Source organism: Rhizobium aethiopicum (assembly GCF_900094625.1).
GTDB lineage: Bacteria > Pseudomonadota > Alphaproteobacteria > Rhizobiales > Rhizobiaceae > Rhizobium > Rhizobium aethiopicum.
Window position 1 is genome coordinate 316,808 of sequence record NZ_FMAJ01000006.1, and the last position, 18,597, is coordinate 335,404.

The following is an 18,597-nucleotide window of genomic DNA, read 5'->3' on the forward strand; positions in this document are numbered from 1 at the left end:
CCCCTTTCAGGCGGGGGCGGCGCGGGGCGGCCGTACTGCGATGCCCCGAGCGACTCCCTCCGCCGGCATTATCCGGTTCAGGTTCGAAGGGTTCTTCTCAGCCCATCTGTCGACGAACGCCCCTGTCTCTCAATCGTGCTCTTTTTCGCAGAGAAGAGCGCGGCTGTCACTCCGAAAATGAATGTCCGGTACTCCTTGCGGCTGCGCATTAGGCTTGAACGTCGCTGCTCGTGCTTCCGGGTATGCTATCCCGATCGCATTCGGCTAACTCAAATCATGAAGCTCCGTCGTAATCGCATCCGCAATCGAAAACTCCGAAAACTGCACAACCAGCCCACTACGCTCCGGCGTGCAGGCAGCCGGCCCAACCTCATAGCGGTCAGCAGCCTGGAAGGGCGCCAGCCGCAATAGTGGCCAGCGGCGGCCGTCGCGGGAGGCCTGGATGCGCATGGCGCCGTTGGCGACGGTGACGCGGATGTGGAAATCTTCAAGCTCCTTGAAGGGCTGTGACACCGACCAGTCGGATCTGCCGTCGGTGACGACGGTGCTGAGGAAGGCTTCGCCGTCGGTGAATTCCACGCCGGTCTTGACCCAGCGTTTTTCGTCGAGGCGCACCATCAGGCCTGCCTGGTCGTAGAGGGTGCGGAACTCGCCCTGGACGCGGATCTGGGCGGTGAAGCTGTCGGCGGTGGGGAAGGCGAGGAAGTGGCCGCTGTCGCGGGTGAAGCCGTAATAGGTTTCCCGCCAGAAATCGGTCTTCTCGCCTGTTGTCAGCGTCAGGTCGGTTTCGTCGGCGTGCCAGCTTTCCGGTTCGTTCAGCCATTTTCCGTCGTTGAAATCGATGCTCATTCTATCCTCGCTTTCTTGAAGCCGTGGCGCTGCCGATTCTTCGCATAATGCGCGAGCTTTGCGCAGGCGGCCAGCCGCACATGCGGTTCGCGCGCTGTTTACCGTTGCGACCCTCGTCTCACGACATAATCCACGGCTTCCGCTTGACACGGTCACTTCATCTCTTATTCTGTTGTAAAAAGATGAATTACATAATTGTGGAACTTAACCGGGAGCCCTCATATGAAAACATTGGTCGCATTCCTTCTCGGCACCGCGCTCGTCGCCCTGCCTTCGACGCTCTCTGCCCAGGAAAAGGGCGGCGTCATCAATGTCGCCACCATCGGCGAGCCGCCGACGCTCGATCCGATGTCGTCGACCGCCGATCTGGTCGGCATCGTCACGCAGCATATTTTCGAAACGCTCTATACTTTCGACAAGAGCTGGAATGTCACGCCGCTTCTGGCCGAAAGCCTGCCCGAGATCAGCGCCGACGGCAAAACCTATACGATCAAGCTCAGGACCGGCATCAAGTTTCACGACAATACAGACATGACGTCGGAGGATGTGGTCGCCTCGCTTAACCGCTGGATGAAGATCGCCTCGCGCGGCAAGCAGGTGGCCGGCTTCATCGACAAGATCACCGCGACCGATGCTTCGACCGTCACCATCACCCTGAAGCAGCCCTATGCGCCGCTGACCTCGCTGCTCGCCTTCAACAATTCGGCCGCGATCATCATTCCTGCCGAAAAGCAGGATGAGCCGATGAAGGAGTTCATCGGCACCGGTCCCTATATGCTGAAGGAGCGCAAGGCCGACCAGTATATCCAGCTCGTCCGCTTCGACGGGTACAAGCCGCGCAGCGGCGAGGGCGATGGTTACGGCGGCGCCCGTCATCAATATCTCGATGAAATCCGCTTCGTGCCGGTGCCGGACCCCAACACACGCGTCGAGGCCGCTATCTCAGGCCAATATGATTATGTCGACTCGATCCCGGTCGAATCCTACAACAAGCTGAAGGCATCGGCCGCCTCGCAGCCGGTCATGCTGAAGCCCTTCGGTTATCCGGTCTTCGTCTTCAACACGAAGGAGGGTGTTGCCGGGAATGTCGAGGTTCGCAAGGCGATCCGCCAGGCGCTCAGCATGGAAGACATGCTGGCCGCAGCCTTCGGCGGCACGGATTTTTACGCGCTCGACGGCTCGATCTATCCCAAGACCTTTGCCTGGTCGACGGATGCCGGCGTCGAAGGCGCCTATAACGTCGCCGATCCGGAAGGGGCGGCGGCTGCCGCCAAGAAGGCCGGCTACAAAGGCGAGCCGATCCGCATCCTGACCAGCCGCCAGTACGAGTTCCATTACAAGATGGCGCAGGTCGCCACCGAATATCTGAAGCTTGCCGGCTTCACCGTCGATATGCAGGTGGTGGACTGGGCGACGCTGACGCAGCGCCGCACCGATCCGAAGCTCTGGGATATCTACATCACCCACAGCCCCTTCCTACCGGAGCCGGCCCTCATCGGTTCGCTTTCAACAAGCTCGCCCGGCTGGTGGGATACACCGGCCCGCAAGGCCGCCGTCGATGCTTTCACGTCGGAAGTCGATCCGAAGAAGCGCGTGGCGCTCTGGGCCGATGTCCAGAAGGCCGTCTATGCCGATGCACCCTTCATGAAGATCGGCGATTTCAACGCCGTCTCGGCGAAGTCGGTCAAGCTCGAGGGCGTCGATCCAGCCCCGTGGCCGTATTTCTGGAATGCTTCGATCAAGAAGTGAGCATCACCGCCGGTGCCGGTCCTTCGCGACCGGTACCGGTCATCTTTTCTGCCGCATCTGTAAGGACTTGAAGGCCGGCATTCATGATACGCTACATCCTCCAGCGCTTGTTCGGCATGATCGTCGTGATGTTTCTGGTCGTCACGATCGTCTTCGTCATCGTGCGCGTGACGCCAGGCGATCCGGCCGCCGTCATGCTCGGGCCGGATGCGACGCCGCAGGATATTGCCGATCTCCGGGCCCGGCTTGGCCTCGATCAATCGCTCGGGCTGCAATATGTCTATTATATCGGCCAGCTGCTGAAGGGCGATCTCGGCCAGTCGATCTTCCTGAGCATGCCGGTCACATCGGCGCTGCTCGACCGGGCCGAGCCGACCTTCTTCCTGACGCTGTTTTCGCTTGCCATCGCCAGCGCCATCGCCCTGCCGATCGGCATCTATGCCGCCTATCGGCGCGGTTCCTTCATTGACCAGGCGGCAACGACGCTCGCCATGTTCGCCGCCAGCATTCCTAGCTTCTGGCTCGGTCTCATTCTCATGCAGTTCTTCGCCGTCCGGCTCAATCTCTTCCCGGTCTCCGGTTATGGCGGCCCGGGCTCGACTTTCATCGACCGGATGTATCACCTGACGCTGCCGGCCTTTGCGCTCGGCATCGTCTCTTCGGCGCTGATCCTGCGCTTCACCCGCGCCTCGATGCTCGATGTGCTCGGCGACGATTATATCCGCACGGCGCGCGCCAAGGGGCTGATCGAGCGCAAGGTCATCCTCAAGCACGCGTTGAAGAATGCGCTGATCCCGATCCTGACGGTGCTCGGGTTGACGGCGGCGGTGCTGATCTCGGGCGCTGTCGTCACCGAAACCGTCTTCGGCCTTCCCGGTGTCGGCAATCTCGTCGTTTCGGCGGTGCTGCGCCGCGACTACCCCGTCATCCAGGGGGCGCTGCTCGTCATCGCCGCTCTCTACGTGCTGATCAATTTTGCAATCGACATGCTCTACCTGCTGGTCGATCCGAGGGTGCGCTACTGATGGCCGATGTTGCAATCAAGCCCGTCGAAAGCGAGAGCGGCAAGTTCGTCCGCCGCCTGATGAAGCGGAGGACGGTGGCTTTCGGCCTGCTGATCCTGGTGGTCTTCGTGCTGCTCGCAGTCTTCGCGCCGCTCGTCGCGCCCTATTCGCCGTCCAAGCTTTCCATCGTCAACCGGCTGAAGCCGCCGAGCGAGATCTTCTTCTTCGGCACCGACGAGTTCGGCCGCGACGTCTTTTCGCGCACGATCTTTGCCGGCCGCCTGTCGCTGCTCGTCGGTGCGGCGGTCGTCGCCCTCTCGGCGCTGATCGGCGTGACGCTCGGCCTCCTTGCCGGTTTTTTCCAGAAGCTCGATACACCGATCGCCCGGCTGATCGATGCAATGATGGCATTCCCGGATATTCTGCTGGCGATCGCCCTTGTCGCCGCCCTAGGCCCGTCCTTGACGACCGTGATCATCGCGCTGTCGATCGTCTACTCGCCGCGCCTTGCCCGTATCGTCCGCGCCTCGACGCTTGTCATTCGCGAACTGCCCTATGTCGAGGCGGCGAGGGCGCTCGGCATCTCGACCTTCCACATCATGACGCGACACGTGCTGCGCAATCTGCTGTCGCCGATCCTGGTGCAGGCGACCTTCCTCTTCGCCAGCGCCATGCTTGCCGAAGCCGGTCTCTCCTTCCTCGGTCTCGGCGTCAGCCCTGAGATCCCGACCTGGGGAACGATGATTGCCGCCGGCCGACAATATATCGGCCAGGCCGACTGGATGACGCTTTTCCCCGGAGTGGCGATCATCCTCTCGGTGTTGTCGCTGCAGATGGTCGGCGACGGCCTGAGGGACATGCTCGACCCGAGACTGCGCAAAGACCTTTAATCCGCCGACCTAAATCGGCCAATCCAAAACCAAATTCGCCAATCCAAAATTCGCATGACAGGAGTTTGCGTGAATCAATTTCCCAACGCCGCCGGCAAGGTCGAGAACTCGCCTTACCAACGGTTAGCCGCCCTCGGCATCAAGCTGCCGCCGCCGCCGCCGCCGATCGCCAATTTCGTGACGCATGTGGTGGAGGGCAATATGCTCTACCTCTCCGGCCAGGGGCCGCGCGAGGCCAATGGCTTCCTGCATGCGGGCAAGGTCGGCGGCGGCGTCAGTGTCGAGGAGGCCTACCGGCATGCGCGGCTGACCGGTATCAATCTGCTTGCCGTCATGCATGAGGCGCTCGGCAATCTCTCCCGCGTCAGGCGGGTGGTCAAGCTGCTCGGCATGGTCAACGCCGTGCCCGACTTCGAGGATCACCCGAGCGTCATCAACGGCTGCTCGGATCTGTTGATCGCCGTCTTCGGGGCGGCCGGCGAACATGCACGCTCGGCCGTCGGCTTCGGCTCGCTGCCCGGCAACATCACCGTCGAGATCGAGGCGATCGTCGCCCTGCATGGCTGAACGTGTTTGCGTGTTTGGAGTGGTCTTCGGATGACTTTTTTCCTTTTTATCAGGCGTCCTTCCTCCGGCTGCTCGACACTGCCGCATGACCGCGCCATGTTCTGCCCTTCGTCCCAGACTTCCGGAGATATTCATGCCCGATGATATCAGACCTTCGCTTGGCCTTCGCCCCGTCATCAATGTCTCCGGTACGATGACCAGCCTCGGCGCCTCGATCGTCGTTCCGGAGGCGATCGCCGCGATGACGGCGATCCTGCCGCACTTCGTCGAGATCAACGACCTGCAGCGCAAGGCAAGCAGCGTCATCGCCCGGTTGACCGGTGGCGAGGCCGGCTTCGTCACCGCCTCCTGCTCGGCCGGTATTTCGCTTGCCGTGGCTGGCGCGATGTCAGGCGACAATCTGCTGGCGATCGAGAGGCTGCCGGATGCCGTGCCCGAGAAGAACGAGGTTTTGGTGCAGATGGGTCATGTGGTGAGCTACGGCGCGCCGGTCGACCAGGCGATCCGGCTTGCCGGCGGCAAGGTCGTGCTGGTGGGGCAGGCGACCTCGACGCATCGTTTCCACATGGAGAAGGCGATCACCGACAAGACGGCCGCTGCCGTCTACGTCGTTTCCCATCATGTCGTCGATTACGGTCTTCTGAACCTCAGGGAATTCGTCGAGATCGCCCATGCCAGGGGTGTGCCCGTCATCGTCGATGCGGCTTCGGAATACGATCTGCGCATCTTCCTGGAGCAGGGGGCCGATATCGCGCTCTACTCCGGCCACAAGTTCCTCGGCGGCCCGACCTCGGGCATCGTCGCCGGTCGCAAGGAGCTGGTGCGCCATGCCTTCCTGCAGAATATGGGCATCGGCCGCGGCATGAAGGTCGGCAAGGAAAGCATCTTCGGCGTCATGGCGGCTCTCGAAGCCTGGGAACGCCGCGACCATGCCGGCATCAGGGAACGCGAGACCGGCTATCTCAACCTGTGGAAACGCACGCTTGACGGTCGCCCCGGCATCACGGCGCTGATCGAACCCGACCCGACCAACAATCCGCTCGACCGGCTGCGGCTAATCGTCGATCCCGAACAGGCGCATATCACTGCCTGGGATCTCGCCGATGCGCTGGCGAGGGGCAACCCGCCGATCATCGTGCGCGACCATGAAGTGGAGCACCGCTACTTCTATCTCGACCCGTGCAACCTGCATCCCGGCCAGGAGGTCATCGTCGCAAACCGCCTGGCCGAGGAACTCGACAAGGCGCGCGCTTCCAACGAGATCATCGCAACCCCGATCGAAAACCGCAGCAGGCATCGCTTCGACGGCTTGCTGCGCTGGCCGGATTGATCCGCCGTTCTCATCCGCCATAGAGGAGCCGACATGGGCAGCGTCCAAGCACAATCGATCGAGACCGCCATCCCCGTTCTTTCCGTCGAGGGGTTGACGACGTCCTTTCTGGTCGACGGCGCCTGGAAGCCTGTGGTGCGCGACGTTTCCTTCACCGTTGCGCCCGGCGAAACCGTGGCGATCGTCGGCGAATCCGGCTCGGGCAAGAGCGTCACGTCGCTGTCGATCATGCGGCTGCTGCAGGCGGAGGTCAGCCGCATCGAGGGTCGCGTCATGCTCGGCGGGCGTGACCTCCTCGCCTTGCCCGAACAGGCCATGCGGCAAGTGCGCGGCAATGAGGTGGCGATGATCTTCCAGGAGCCGATGACATCGCTCAATCCGCTCTTCACGATCGGAGATCAGATTTCCGAAGCGCTGCTCTGCCACTCCGATATGAGCAAGGCAGATGCCAGGGCCGAAACGATCAGGCTGCTGGAAAAGGTCCGCATCCCCTCGGCCGTCTCGCGCTTCGACGAATATCCGCATCGTTTCTCCGGCGGCATGCGCCAGCGGGTGATGATCGCCATGGCGCTCGCCAGCCGGCCGAAGCTGCTGATCGCCGACGAGCCGACGACCGCACTCGACGTGACCATCCAGGGCCAGATCCTCGATCTCATCAAGATGCTGCAGGAAGAGGAGGGAACCTCGGTTCTCTTCATCACCCATGACATGGGTGTGGTCGCCGAGATCGCTGACCGCACGGTGGTGATGTATCGCGGCGAACAGGTCGAGAGCGGCCCCACCGCCGATATTTTTCACCGCGGCAAACATCCTTACACCAGGGCGCTGCTGTCGGCCGTGCCGGTGCTCGGCTCGATGCAGGGCCGTCAGCGGCCGCTGCGGTTTCCCGTGGTCAATACGGCGACGGGCGAATCGGACATACCGGCCGAAGCCGCCGATACCGTCGCCGCGACGCCGGTGCTTGAGGTCAAGAACCTTACCAAGCGTTTCGATATCCATTCCGGCCTGTTCGGCCGGCTGACCAGCCGGGTGCATGCGGTCGAAAACGTCTCCTTCGATCTTCATGCCGGCGAAACCCTGTCGCTGGTCGGTGAATCCGGCTGCGGCAAATCGACGACGGGCCGCGCCATCATGCGTCTCATCGAGCCGCAGGCGGGCTCGGTTCTCGTAGAGGGCAGGGAGGTGCTCGGCCTCGACCGGAGGGATTTGCGCGAGATGCGCAAATCCGTGCAGATGATTTTCCAGGATCCCTTCGCCAGCCTCAATCCGCGCATGACGGTGGGGGCGGCGATTGCCGAGCCCTATCTTGAGCACAGGATGGGCAGCGCGAGAGGGGCAAAGGATGTCGTCGCCGATCTGCTGGTCAAGGTCGGTCTATCCCCGGATATGGCTTCGCGTTACCCGCATGAATTTTCCGGCGGTCAGCGCCAGCGCATCTGCATCGCCCGGGCGCTCGCTTTGCAGCCCAAGGTCATCGTCGCCGACGAAAGCGTGTCGGCGCTCGACGTGTCGATCAAGGCGCAGGTCATCAACCTGATGCTGGACCTGCAGCAGAGCCTCAATCTCGCCTTCCTGTTCATCTCGCACGACATGGCGGTGGTCGAGCGCGTCAGCCACCGCGTGGCGGTGATGTATCTCGGCGAGATCGTCGAGATCGGCCCGCGCGCCGCCATCTTCGAAAATCCGCAGCACCCCTATACGAAGAAGCTCATTGCCGCCGTGCCGGTGCCCGATCCCGACCGCCGCCACGAAAAGCGTCTGGTGGCGAACGACGAGATCAAGAGCCCGATGCGCCCGGTCGACTATAACCCCTCGAAAGCCTTCTATCGCGAGGTCGGGCCGGGCCATCTGGTCATGGCCGATCGCTCGTCCGGCTTGGGAGTTGCCTAACGGATCGGCGGCGCATAAAGCAGGTGCAGAGACAAATGCTTGGAAAGCCGCGCCCATGAACAAGACTGATTATTTCTCGACGCTCGGCGGATTGCCGCCGCAGAGCCAGTTGCTTTCAGGCCGGGCCGTTTTTACCACGGCATATGCGGTCATCCCCCGCGGCGTCATGAGCGATATTGTCACGAGCCTCCTTCCGCATTGGACGGGCACGCGGGCCTGGGTTCTCTCCCGTCCGCTTTCCGGCTTCTCCGAGACTTTCTCGCAATATGTGATGGAGGTTCAGCCGGGCGGCGGAAGCGACCGGCCGGAGCCGGACAAGCGGGCGGAAGCGGTGCTGTTCGTAGTCGAAGGCGGCATGACGGTTGAGCTCGAGGGTGTCAGCCATGCGCTGCGCGCCGGTTCCTTTGTTTACATTCCGGCGGGTTCGGCCTGGCGCCTCAAAAACGATGGTTCGGCTGCTGCCATCTTCCACTGGGTCCGAAAGGCGTTTCAGGAAGTCGAGGGACTGGAGCCGCCGCCGGCGATCGTCACACATGAGGACGAGCATCCGATCCGCGCCATGCCCGACACCGACGGCCGCTGGGGCACGACCCGCTTCATCGATCCGGCCGATGTGCGCTACGACATGCACGTCAATATCGTGACGCTGGAGCCCGGCGCGGTGATCCCCTTCATGGAAACACATGTCATGGAGCATGGTCTCTATGTGCTGGAGGGCAAGGCGGTCTATCGCCTGAACCAGGATTGGGTTGAGGTCGAGGCCGGAGACTTCATGTGGCTGCGCGCCTTCTGCCCGCAGGCCTGCTACGCCGGCGGCCCCGGCCGGTTCCGCTACCTGCTCTACAAGGACGTCAACCGTCATATGAAGCTCTGGTAGTCGCTTTTCGCGACGCGCGTTGCACGCGCGCGGCACGCTTCGGATCAGCCTGTTCGGTTGCTTGACAGCTCTCTGGATTGCCCGCATCGTCCTTCGATGCGGGATATGGATTCATGGCTGTCGGAGAAGAAAGAGATAGGCCGAAGAAGCGCTGCCGAAGCGGTCTTCGAGGATATCCGCACGGCCATTGTCGATCGGAAACTGGCGCTCGGGATCCGTCTTCCTTCGGAAGTGCAGCTCGCGGAACGCTACGGCATCAGCCGGGCTATCGTGCGTGAAGCGCTGCGTTCGCTGCAGACACTAGGGTTTACGCAGACCAGGACCGGCCGTGGCACCTTCGTCGTTTCGGAAAGCCCTGCGCGGCAACTCGGCGGCGGCGCCTATTCCGCCCGCGATCTGATGGAGGCGCGCCCCTGCATTGAGGTTCCGGCTGCCGGTTGGGCGGCGTTGCGGCGCTCGGACGAGCAGCTGACCCAACTGACATCCTTGTGCGATCGGATGGACGACGAAGAGGATGTCCGGGAATGGGTGCGGATGGATGCCGCCTTTCACGGGGAAATCGCGGAGGCATCAGGCAATGCGATCTTCCGGAAAGTCGTCGCCGATGTTCGCAGCGCGCTTTCGACGCAATCCGAACTCGTCGAGCACGTTCGCGGCCGGCGCAAAGCGTCGAACGCCGAGCATCGCCGAATTCTCGAGGCAGTTGCCGCGGGCAGCGAGCAGGGTGCGCGCGTAGCCATGACGGAGCACCTGCTGGAAGTCGAGCGGTCCATCATCGGGATTGCCGATGGCGGACGAGCTGCCGAGAAGGCATGATTCCAAATTTGCGCCCGGATATCCCGCGCGGCCGATCGAATGCGAGCGATGAACGATCTAGAAAACTGGCTGTCCGATCCCGCGACCCTCAGTCGCAAAAGCGCCTCGGAACTTGTGTTTGAGGAATTGCGCAGCCTCATCCTTTCCGGCCGGTTTACTGTCGGTTCGAAGCTTCCGTCGGAAGCCAAGCTGGCAGGAAAATATGGGGTGAGCCGTCCGATCGTGCGGGAAGCGCTGCGCTCGCTGCAGATTCTGGGGCTGACGGAGACGCGGACCGGGAGCGGAACATATGTGCTCGCCGGGGGCGGCGGCGGCGATATCAGTTACGGCGATTATTCGGCGCGGGATCTGATGGAAGCGCGGCCCTACGTCGAGGTGTCCGCCGCCGGCTGGGCAGCGCTGCGTCGAAGCGATGACGAACTGTCCCGGTTGCTGAGGCTTTGCGATAAGATGGAGCAGGAGGAAAATACCGAGGCCTGGGTGCGGCTGGATTCGGAGTTTCATGGGCTCATCGCGGAGGCATCGAAGAACGCCGTCTTCCGCGATATCGTCGACGAGGTTCGCGAGGCGATGGCGCAGCAATCCGGGCTGCTGACGGTCTTGGGGCCGCGGCGTCAGGAGTCGAACGACGAGCATCGCGCGATTGTCGAAGCGATCCGTGCAGGCTCGGAGATCGAAGCCCGGGCCGCGATGGAGGTTCATCTCCGAAAGGTCGAGACGGCGGTCAATCGCATCCTCGGCGCCAAAGTGCGTTAAGCAGCCGCGAACGCTTCCTCCAACACCATGTGTCCTGGCATCGGCAGCTGCCTGATCGGCGAACCGGCGTTCATATATGCACACTATCGAACGAAATACCCTTGACCGTGGCGCGGATCCTCAGCTATTCCACAAACCTGTCAGACCGCATAGCAGATTAACACCTTGTTGATCTACTGCGCGGAGGGGCGGCCGGGGAGGCTGCCGAACCCAGGATAGGGAGGAGATATGACAGTCATGGAATCCACCAGAACCGAGGCCGATGGCCAAATTTTCGCCGAGGAGGATCTCGGCTACAAAAAGGCGCTGAAGCCGCGTCAGATCCAGATGATCGCCATCGGCGGCGCCATCGGCACCGGGCTGTTTCTTGGCGCGGGCGGACGGCTTGCCGCCGCCGGCCCGGCGCTCGTGTTGGTCTATGCCCTGTGCGGCTTTTTCGCATTCCTCGTGCTGAGAGCTCTCGGCGAACTGATCGTGCATCGCCCGACCTCGGGTTCCTTCGTCTCCTATGCCCGCGAATTTTACGGCGAAAAGCTCGCCTTCGCGGTGGGCTGGCTGTACTGGCTGACCTGGGCGATGACAGCCGTCGCCGATGTCACCGCAGTGGCTCTCTACATGAATTTCTTCAAGGCATACATTCCATGGATCGCCATGATCGATCAGTGGGTATTCGCACTGACGGCGCTGGTCCTCGTTCTCGCCATGAACCTCCTGTCGGTGAAGGTCTTCGGCGAACTGGAATTCTGGTTCAGCCTCGTCAAGGTTCTCGCTCTCGTCGTCTTCCTGATCGTCGGCATATACTTCGTCGTCACCGGCACACCGATCGACGGCCATGTTCCGGGGCTGAATACGATCACCGACTTCGGCGGTATGTTTCCGAGCGGGATCTTGCCGGCGCTGGTCGTGATACAGGGCGTGGTTTTCGCCTATGCCTCGATCGAGCTGATCGGCACCGCCGCAGGCGAAACCGAAAATGCCCGCAAGGTCATGCCCCGCGCGATCCGGACGGTCGTGCTGCGCCTGGTGGTCTTCTATGTCGGCTCGGTTCTGCTGCTATCGCTGCTGCTGCCCTATACCTCCTATAAGGGCGGCGAAAGCCCGTTCGTGACCTTCTTCGGCAAGATCGGCGTTGAAGGCGCCGACGTCGTCATGAACCTCGTCGTGCTGACCGCCGTCCTGTCGTCCCTCAATGCAGGCCTTTATTCGACCGGCCGCATCCTGCATTCCATGGCGATTTCGGGTTCCGCGCCGGCAGCGCTGGCGAAGATGAACAGCTCAGGCGTGCCCTATGGCGGCATTGCGGTGACGGCTGTCGTGACCGCCTTCGGCGTCGTGCTGAACGCCGTCGTTCCGGCAGCAGCCTTCGAGATCGGCTTGAATGTCGCCGCGCTCGGCATCATTGCGGCGTGGGGCGTCATCGTCCTGTGCCAGCTCAAGCTGTGGCACCTGTCACGTCAGGGCAAGCTGGCGCGGCCGGAATTCCGGATGTTCGGCGCTCCCTATACCGGCGTACTGACGCTCGGCTTCCTGGTGGTCGTCGTCATCCTGATGGCCCTCGATTATCCTGTCGGCACCTACACGGTCGCGTCTCTGCTGCTGATCATTCCGGCGCTGGTCGTCGGCTGGCTTCTGATGCGGGAGCGCATCCACATGATCGCGGCCGAACAAGGCGATGATCGCGATTTCGATCTGGCCTGACCCGCGCGACAGCAGGGCTTGCCCCGGCGGGCCGAAAGCCGCCGGGGCGCATCAATGGAGAGAGAAATGATCCCGAGTGAGGATTACGTCGTCACCGATCGTGGCGGAATCGTCGAGAACCGTCACCGCGTCCATGCGGCGGTCGTCGATGCAGAAGGCAGGCTGCTTTACGCGCTGGGAAACCCGATGCGCCAGACGCTTGCCCGGTCTGCGGCCAAGCCGGCTCAGGCGCTCGCCATCCTGGAGGCGAGTGGTCTTGCTCGTTACTCATTCGATGAGGCGGATCTTGCGCTGATGTGCGCTTCCCACAGCAGCGAAGAGCGCCATATCGCGCGGACGCGGGCCATGCTGTCGAAAATCAAGGCCGAAGAGGCCGATCTTCGTTGCGGCGGCCATCCTTCCCTATCGGAGACGGTGAACCGCGCCTGGATCAAGCAGGATTATGCGCCGACGGCGGTCTGCAGCAACTGTTCGGGAAAGCACGTCGGAATGATTGCCGGCGCCCAAGCCATCGGAGCGGGTGTGGAAGGCTATCACCTGCCGGATCATCCGATGCAGTTGATCGTGAAGCGTACAGTCGCCGAACTGTGCGATCTTGATCCGCGGGACGTGGAATGGGGGGTCGACGGATGCAATCTGCCAACGCCCGCCTTTCCATTGGATCGATTGGCGCGCATCTATGCCAAGCTTGCTTCGGCAGCAGATGGAGTCGAAGGGCGTGAAGAGTCGTCGCCGCGTGGCGCAGCGCTCGCTCGCATTTTCCAGGCGATGGCCCGCCACCCCGAACTGGTCGCGGGTGAGGGGCGTTACTGCACGGTGCTGATGCGCGTGTTCAACGGCGCGCTGATCGGCAAGCTCGGCGCCGATGCCAGCTATGCAATTGGTGTGCGCGCCTCGCATGACACCAGGCGATTGGGAGCGGATGGGGCGCTCGGCATTTCGGTCAAGATCGAGGACGGCAACATCGAAATCCTCTACGCGGTTGTGACGGAAATCCTCGAGCGGCTCGGCATCGGTTCGCCGGAACTCCGCGGAGAGCTTGCAGCGTTCCATCATCCCAAGCGCGTGAACACCATGGGTGTCTCGACCGGCGGCTTGTCCTTTCCGTTCCAGCTGCGCGGATCCGAGCCGGAGGGGGAGTATTCCCGTCCTGCAGCTTTGGTACAATGACGCTTGACGACGCGGCAATTCTGCCGCGTCTGAACCGATCATCTTTTCCGGCCTGCCGCCGCAGTTCAGGTCCGCAGCGCCGCTTCTCGAAAGTTCAGCCATGACTATCTCCGATATTGCGAAAATCCGCGTCGAGCATGACCTGATCGGCGATCGCTACGTGCCGGCCTCGGCCTATTACGGTGTGCACACGCTGCGTGCGGTCGAAAATTTCCCCATCACCGGTCAGACGCTGCGGGAATCGGCGGACCTGATCGCGTCGCTCGCTGCGATCAAGCAAGCGGCGGCTCAGGCCAATGCAAGCCTCGGCCTTCTCGACCGGGCACGCGCCGACGCCATCATCGCGGCCTGTGTCGAGATCCGCGACGGTGCGCTGCACGATCACTTCGTCGTCGATCTGATCCAGGGTGGTGCCGGCACCTCGACCAACATGAACGCCAACGAGGTGATTGCGAACCGGGCGCTTGAAATCCTCGGATACGGGCGAGGCGATTATCAGCACCTGCATCCGAACGAGCATGTCAATCTCTCGCAATCCACCAACGACGTCTATCCGACGGCGCTGAAGCTTGCCGCCTGGATCGGCGTTCACCGTCTCGTCGACGCCATGGCGGTCCTGCGCCGGGCATTCGAGGCCAAGGCGATCGAGTTTGCCGACGTCCTTAAGATGGGCCGCACCCAGTTGCAGGACGCCGTGCCGATGACGCTGGGACAGGAATTCGGAACCTATGCGCTAATGCTCGCGGAGGACGAGGCGCGCCTTACCGAAGCCGTCTCGCTGATCCGCGAGATCAACCTCGGCGCCACGGCCATTGGCACCGGCATCACCGCCCATCCGCAATATGCCGCACTGGTGCGCGAGCGCTTGTCTGAGATCGTCGGCGTCGATCTGGTGACCTCGCCGGATCTGGTCGAGGCGACGCAGGATTGCGGATCCTTCGTGCAGCTTTCGGGCGTGCTCAAGCGCGTGGCGGTCAAGCTGTCCAAAACCTGTAACGACCTGCGGCTGCTGTCATCGGGACCGCGCGCCGGGCTGAACGAGATCAACCTGCCGGCGCGGCAGGCCGGCTCCTCGATCATGCCGGGCAAGGTCAACCCGGTCATCCCTGAGGTCGTCAACCAGGTCGCCTTCGAAGTGATCGGCAATGACGTGACGATCACCATGGCCGCCGAGGCGGGACAGCTTCAGTTGAATGCATTCGAGCCGGTGATCTTCTACAGCCTCTATCGCAGCCTGAGCCACCTGACCAATGCCTGCCTGACGCTCGAAGCGAATTGCATTCAAGGCATCACCGCTAACCGCGAGCGGCTGCGGCAGACCGTCGAGCAATCGATCGGCATCGTGACGGCGTTGAATCCCTATATCGGCTACCGCAACGCTACGGAGGTTGCGCTGGAAGCGCATCATTCGGGACGGGGCGTCTATGAAATCCTTCTCGAACGCGGCCTGATGCAGAAGGAGCATCTCGATGCGATCCTGCGCCCGGAAACCCTGACCCGGCCGAGCGAGAAGCTTTCCTTCTCGTAAAGGCGTGCGGCTCACGTTGCTTCCGGGCGACACTCTCTGGAGCTGATCACGCCGCCTTTGCTTGCGGCTTGGCAGCCTTGACGTGGGTTACGCTGCGCCGGCCGTCGATGCTGACGGGAACATCGCCGTCAACCGTGGCGCGGCGCACGACGCGGTGCTGGTCGCCATAATCGTTGACGGCATAATGCTGGGTGGCGCGATTGTCCCAGATCGCGACATCCCCGGCTCTCCAGCGCCAGCGCACGGTATTTTCCGGGGCGGTGACGTAGGACTGGAACACCTCGTAGAGTTTTACGGAGTCGCTCTTCGACAGGCCGACAAGGCGCTGAACGAAGTTGCCGAGCAGCAGCGTTCTTTCGCCGGTTTCCGGATGGACACGCACGACCGGATGCTCGGTCTCGTAGATGGTCGAGGTGAAAACTTCCTCGAAAAACTTCTTCTCTTCGGCGGTGGCGCGAGGGCGCACGGCGGCATAGTCATAGGCGTTGCTGTGAATGGCCCACAAATTGTCAGCCAGCAGTTTGAGCGGCGCCGGCAGGCTTTCATATGCGGCATGGGTATTGGCCCAGATCGTGTCACCGCCGGCCGCCGGAATGACGACGCCGCGAAGGACGGAGAATTTAGGATAGGCATCGACGAAGGTGACGTCGGTGTGCCACTGGTCGGCTCTGCCGCCGCCGCGGCTGGAATCGAGATTGAGGATGGAAGCTGTGCCGGCGACCGGACCCTGAGTCGGATGCGGCACGAGATCGCCGAGGCGGCGTGCGAAGGCCTCCTGTTCGGAATCGTCAAGATGTTCCTGATCGCGGAAGAAGATGACCTTGTGTTTCAGCAGAAGCTGGTTGATGGCCGCCACCGTTGCATCCGAAAGATCTCCGCCAAGGCGGATACCCTTGATTTCGGCTCCGACACGGCCGGTCAGCGGGACGACATCGGACTCGGGAATGATCAGATTGACGAGAACCGGATTGCTCATGGAAATCTCCTGTTGAAATTGGACGAGGTCGGCAGGTCACTGCGCCCGAAGAAGGATTCATCGAGCGTTCGAAATCTCATCGCTGAAAGTCGACAGGGCTATGGAACCGTATAACCTATAAAATCTGTAGACAATAATTTCTAATTTTGTCTACGTTCCTGAAACAGCCGTCTTCAATTTCATCGCCGGGAGAGAGGCTGGCGGCCATTGTCATTTCTTCGTATGTTCCGCGGTCAGCGCGGAATCGCCGCAAAATCATGAGGCCAGATCGGCGCCCGGAAAGGAACTTTCGATGGCAACAGTCAAACTCCTGTCGGATGAAGAGGCCGCAGCCATTCCAGCCGTGAAAGCCGTGTTCGATGACATCAGGGCGACACGCAAGACCGAGTTCATCAACAATTTCTGGCGTGCTCTCGCAAACGATCCCGCAAATCTCAAGCGGGTATGGGATACGCTCAAGTCGGTGATGATGGTCGACGGCGCCATCGATCCGTTGACGCGGGAGATGATCTACATCGCCGTGTCGACGGCCAATGCCTGCCAGTACTGCATTCAATCCCACACTGCAGCCGCCCGGGCGCGCGGCATGACCGATGCCCAACATGGCGAACTGCTAACGATCATCGGGCTTGCCGCGCAGACAAATCATCTTGCTCTCGCCATGCAGGTTCCCACAGATCCGGAATTCGAGGTGCGATAGGAAACGACGTCTCGGATCAAGCACATGCGACCAGTCCCGTCCGCAGTCTCCCGCATCATCAAATGCGGGGAGTGTCATATCCAACTTTGCTTAACTTCGCGGCTACCTGTTAGAGCGACTTCAGCACGATGCGATTACTCCCCTAAAACGCTCAGATGTGCCTTTGATAGAATAACAAGATTGTCCGGTCTGACGTTGAGATAGTTGCGCCGTGTGCCGCAGACGGCTCCTCCGTCAGCAAAAATCTCTAAGATTCCCTTGTCGTGGATGACTCTCAGATCCGTCGCATCGGCAATGGCCGCGGAGTAACGGATCGATCCGTCGTCTTGTGGCAGCTGCACGGAGATGCTTTGATCTTCCACCAGGATGGAAAATGACAATCGTCCGGCTTCGGTCGCGGTGATCCTTGTTCCGTCGAGTATCCCGTTCAGTCGGATATCGACGGACGCTTCGTCCAGAACATATCTGCCGGGCTCTGCGGAAGACAGAGGCGTACGAGTGAGGGCCTCCTCCACTTCGTCAGCGGGTCTCATACAGATCCTGTTGCGCGCATCCAGCGATAGCTGGCGGGGTAAGGACAACTCGCCGGAATACGGCGATCCGGCAGGCTTGCGGAACTCCCAATTGAAGAGCCACGCGAAGGCAATCTGCCTGCCACCCGTCGCGAAGCTCTGCATCGCATAAAAGTCGCTGCCGAAATCGAGGAGTTGCAGCGCGTCGGAGTCCGGAATGAAGCGATCATCGACGAAACTTCCGACGAGCCCATAGAGCAGGTTGTGTCGCCCGCTGTCAGGATCACAGTGTCCGACAAGTCCCATGATCAGCACCCATTTGCCTTGGATCGGAAAAAAGTCAGGGCATTCAACTGCCCTGGCGCCCTGCTCGCGGAAGAAGGGCGGTGCCCGGTACAGCGGTCCCAGGTATTCCCACTCAAGCAGATCCTCCGAACCGTAAAGCAAGACTGCCGGGTCGCCGTGAATAGAAGCGCCGAGCACCATGCGATAAGCGCCGGAGGCTTCATCCCACCACACCTTTGGATCGCGGAAATCGTGCTCAATTCCTTCGGGGCGCTGCTCGAGCACGGTCGAGATGCTTTCCGCCTTGATCATCCGCCGGTCAGGCCGGGCGATCTTCTGTATTTCTCGATAGCCTTTGAAAAGGTCATAGGCGGGCAGGCGTTCCGTATAGAAGAACATCAGGCTGCCATCCCTGTCCTGAAATGCGTTGCCGGAGAATGCGCCTCCGGTTGCACCGAGACGCCAGAGGTTCTGCTCCGGATGGAGGAAAACCGGCATGTGTGTCCAGGTGAACAGGTCAGGGCTGGTAGCATGTCCCCAGTGCATTGGCCCCCAGTCGCCGCCGCATGGATGGAATTGATAAAACAGGTGCCAGCAGTCGCCGATCCTGCAGAGACCCACGGGATCGTTCATCCAGTTGCGACAAGGAGAAAAATGAATTCGCGGCCGCTGAGGATCGCTTCGCAGCCATGTGCCAATTTCCTTTCCTGCGCGAATTAGAATTTCAACCGTGTCGAATTCCCATAGCTTTATGCCGGCCTCCGCAACGGTTGCCGGATTGTAGGAGTAGGCCCAAAGGAATGCTTCCGGCCGGTCCCATTCAACGACAACGCTGCCGGCCTCGCGGTGGTGATAGGAATAGTATGATGGATGAGCTTCGAAAGCGGGTACATGCCAGAGGGTCTCACCACCTCGTGAAATGGTGACGGCCCCAGGGCCGGTTGCCCAGAATTCCAGACGCTCGCCCGAAGCAAAAGAGACAGTCGCTTTAGCCATTTGG

At 61.5% G+C, this 18,597-nt stretch carries 16 protein-coding genes and 1 riboswitch; of the genes, 13 read left to right on the plus strand and 3 right to left on the minus strand.

Going from position 1 to position 18,597, the window contains the following annotated elements; all coding sequences use genetic code 11:
- Positions 1-37: 37 nt before the first annotated feature.
- Positions 38-134: riboswitch (TPP riboswitch) on the minus strand.
- Positions 135-264: 130 nt separating this feature from the next.
- A complete protein-coding gene (locus GA0061105_RS15705; protein WP_092751329.1) occupies positions 265-849 on the minus strand; it encodes a DUF1349 domain-containing protein in 585 nt (194 codons plus the stop codon).
- 222 nt (positions 850-1,071) lie between these two features.
- Between GA0061105_RS15705 and GA0061105_RS15710 the strand changes: the two genes are divergently transcribed.
- The 12 genes from GA0061105_RS15710 to aspA all read left to right on the plus strand — a co-directional run bounded on the left by GA0061105_RS15710 (position 1,072) and on the right by aspA (position 15,124).
- Positions 1,072-2,598 (plus strand): ABC transporter substrate-binding protein, encoded by a 1,527-nt coding sequence (locus GA0061105_RS15710; RefSeq protein ID WP_092751331.1) that lies wholly within the window; start codon positions 1,072-1,074, stop codon positions 2,596-2,598.
- Between the two features lie 83 nt (positions 2,599-2,681).
- The gene (locus tag GA0061105_RS15715; protein WP_167358559.1) at positions 2,682-3,623 is read left to right on the plus strand and encodes an ABC transporter permease; all 942 of its coding nucleotides are present in this window, start codon (positions 2,682-2,684) and stop codon (positions 3,621-3,623) included.
- The gene (locus GA0061105_RS15720) at positions 3,623-4,492 is read left to right on the plus strand and encodes an ABC transporter permease (protein WP_092751333.1); all 870 of its coding nucleotides are present in this window, start codon (positions 3,623-3,625) and stop codon (positions 4,490-4,492) included. Before GA0061105_RS15715 ends, GA0061105_RS15720 begins: the two co-directional genes overlap by 1 nt.
- Positions 4,493-4,546: 54 nt before the next feature.
- A complete protein-coding gene (locus tag GA0061105_RS15725) occupies positions 4,547-5,059 on the plus strand; it encodes a RidA family protein (RefSeq protein ID WP_092751334.1) in 513 nt (170 codons plus the stop codon).
- 133 nt (positions 5,060-5,192) lie between these two features.
- A complete protein-coding gene (locus GA0061105_RS15730) occupies positions 5,193-6,389 on the plus strand; it encodes an aminotransferase class V-fold PLP-dependent enzyme (protein WP_092751336.1) in 1,197 nt (398 codons plus the stop codon).
- Between the two features lie 33 nt (positions 6,390-6,422).
- The gene (locus GA0061105_RS15735) at positions 6,423-8,279 is read left to right on the plus strand and encodes an ABC transporter ATP-binding protein (RefSeq protein ID WP_092751338.1); all 1,857 of its coding nucleotides are present in this window, start codon (positions 6,423-6,425) and stop codon (positions 8,277-8,279) included.
- 55 nt (positions 8,280-8,334) lie between these two features.
- Positions 8,335-9,156, plus strand: coding sequence for a bifunctional allantoicase/(S)-ureidoglycine aminohydrolase (locus tag GA0061105_RS15740; RefSeq protein WP_092751340.1), 822 nt, complete (start codon positions 8,335-8,337; stop codon positions 9,154-9,156).
- Positions 9,157-9,252: 96 nt separating this feature from the next.
- Complete coding sequence (locus GA0061105_RS15745; protein WP_092751342.1) at positions 9,253-9,972, plus strand: FadR/GntR family transcriptional regulator; 720 nt, start codon at positions 9,253-9,255, stop codon at positions 9,970-9,972.
- A 48-nt stretch (positions 9,973-10,020) separates the two neighbouring features.
- A complete protein-coding gene (locus GA0061105_RS15750; protein WP_092751344.1) occupies positions 10,021-10,728 on the plus strand; it encodes a FadR/GntR family transcriptional regulator in 708 nt (235 codons plus the stop codon).
- Between the two features lie 228 nt (positions 10,729-10,956).
- Positions 10,957-12,426, plus strand: a complete 1,470-nt coding sequence (locus GA0061105_RS15755) for an amino acid permease (protein WP_092751345.1) — start codon at positions 10,957-10,959, stop codon at positions 12,424-12,426.
- Between the two features lie 66 nt (positions 12,427-12,492).
- Positions 12,493-13,596 (plus strand): asparaginase, encoded by a 1,104-nt coding sequence (locus tag GA0061105_RS15760; protein ID WP_092751347.1) that lies wholly within the window; start codon positions 12,493-12,495, stop codon positions 13,594-13,596.
- Between the two features lie 100 nt (positions 13,597-13,696).
- Positions 13,697-15,124 carry an aspartate ammonia-lyase gene (gene aspA, locus GA0061105_RS15765; RefSeq protein ID WP_092751349.1) on the plus strand — a complete coding sequence of 476 codons (1,428 nt, stop codon included), beginning with the start codon at positions 13,697-13,699 and terminating at the stop codon, positions 15,122-15,124.
- Between the two features lie 46 nt (positions 15,125-15,170).
- Here aspA and GA0061105_RS15770 read toward each other — a convergent pair whose 3' ends face one another.
- On the minus strand, positions 15,171-16,100 hold the full coding sequence (locus tag GA0061105_RS15770; protein ID WP_092751351.1) for a TauD/TfdA dioxygenase family protein: 930 nt from the start codon (positions 16,098-16,100) through the stop codon (positions 15,171-15,173).
- 292 nt (positions 16,101-16,392) lie between these two features.
- Here GA0061105_RS15770 and GA0061105_RS15775 point away from each other — a divergent pair, with 292 nt between their 5' ends.
- A complete protein-coding gene (locus tag GA0061105_RS15775) occupies positions 16,393-16,800 on the plus strand; it encodes a carboxymuconolactone decarboxylase family protein (RefSeq protein WP_092751353.1) in 408 nt (135 codons plus the stop codon).
- Between the two features lie 134 nt (positions 16,801-16,934).
- Here the strand turns inward: GA0061105_RS15775 and GA0061105_RS15780 are convergent, their stop codons facing one another.
- A complete protein-coding gene (locus GA0061105_RS15780) occupies positions 16,935-18,593 on the minus strand; it encodes a glycoside hydrolase family protein (RefSeq protein WP_092751355.1) in 1,659 nt (552 codons plus the stop codon).
- Positions 18,594-18,597 lie beyond the last annotated feature (4 nt).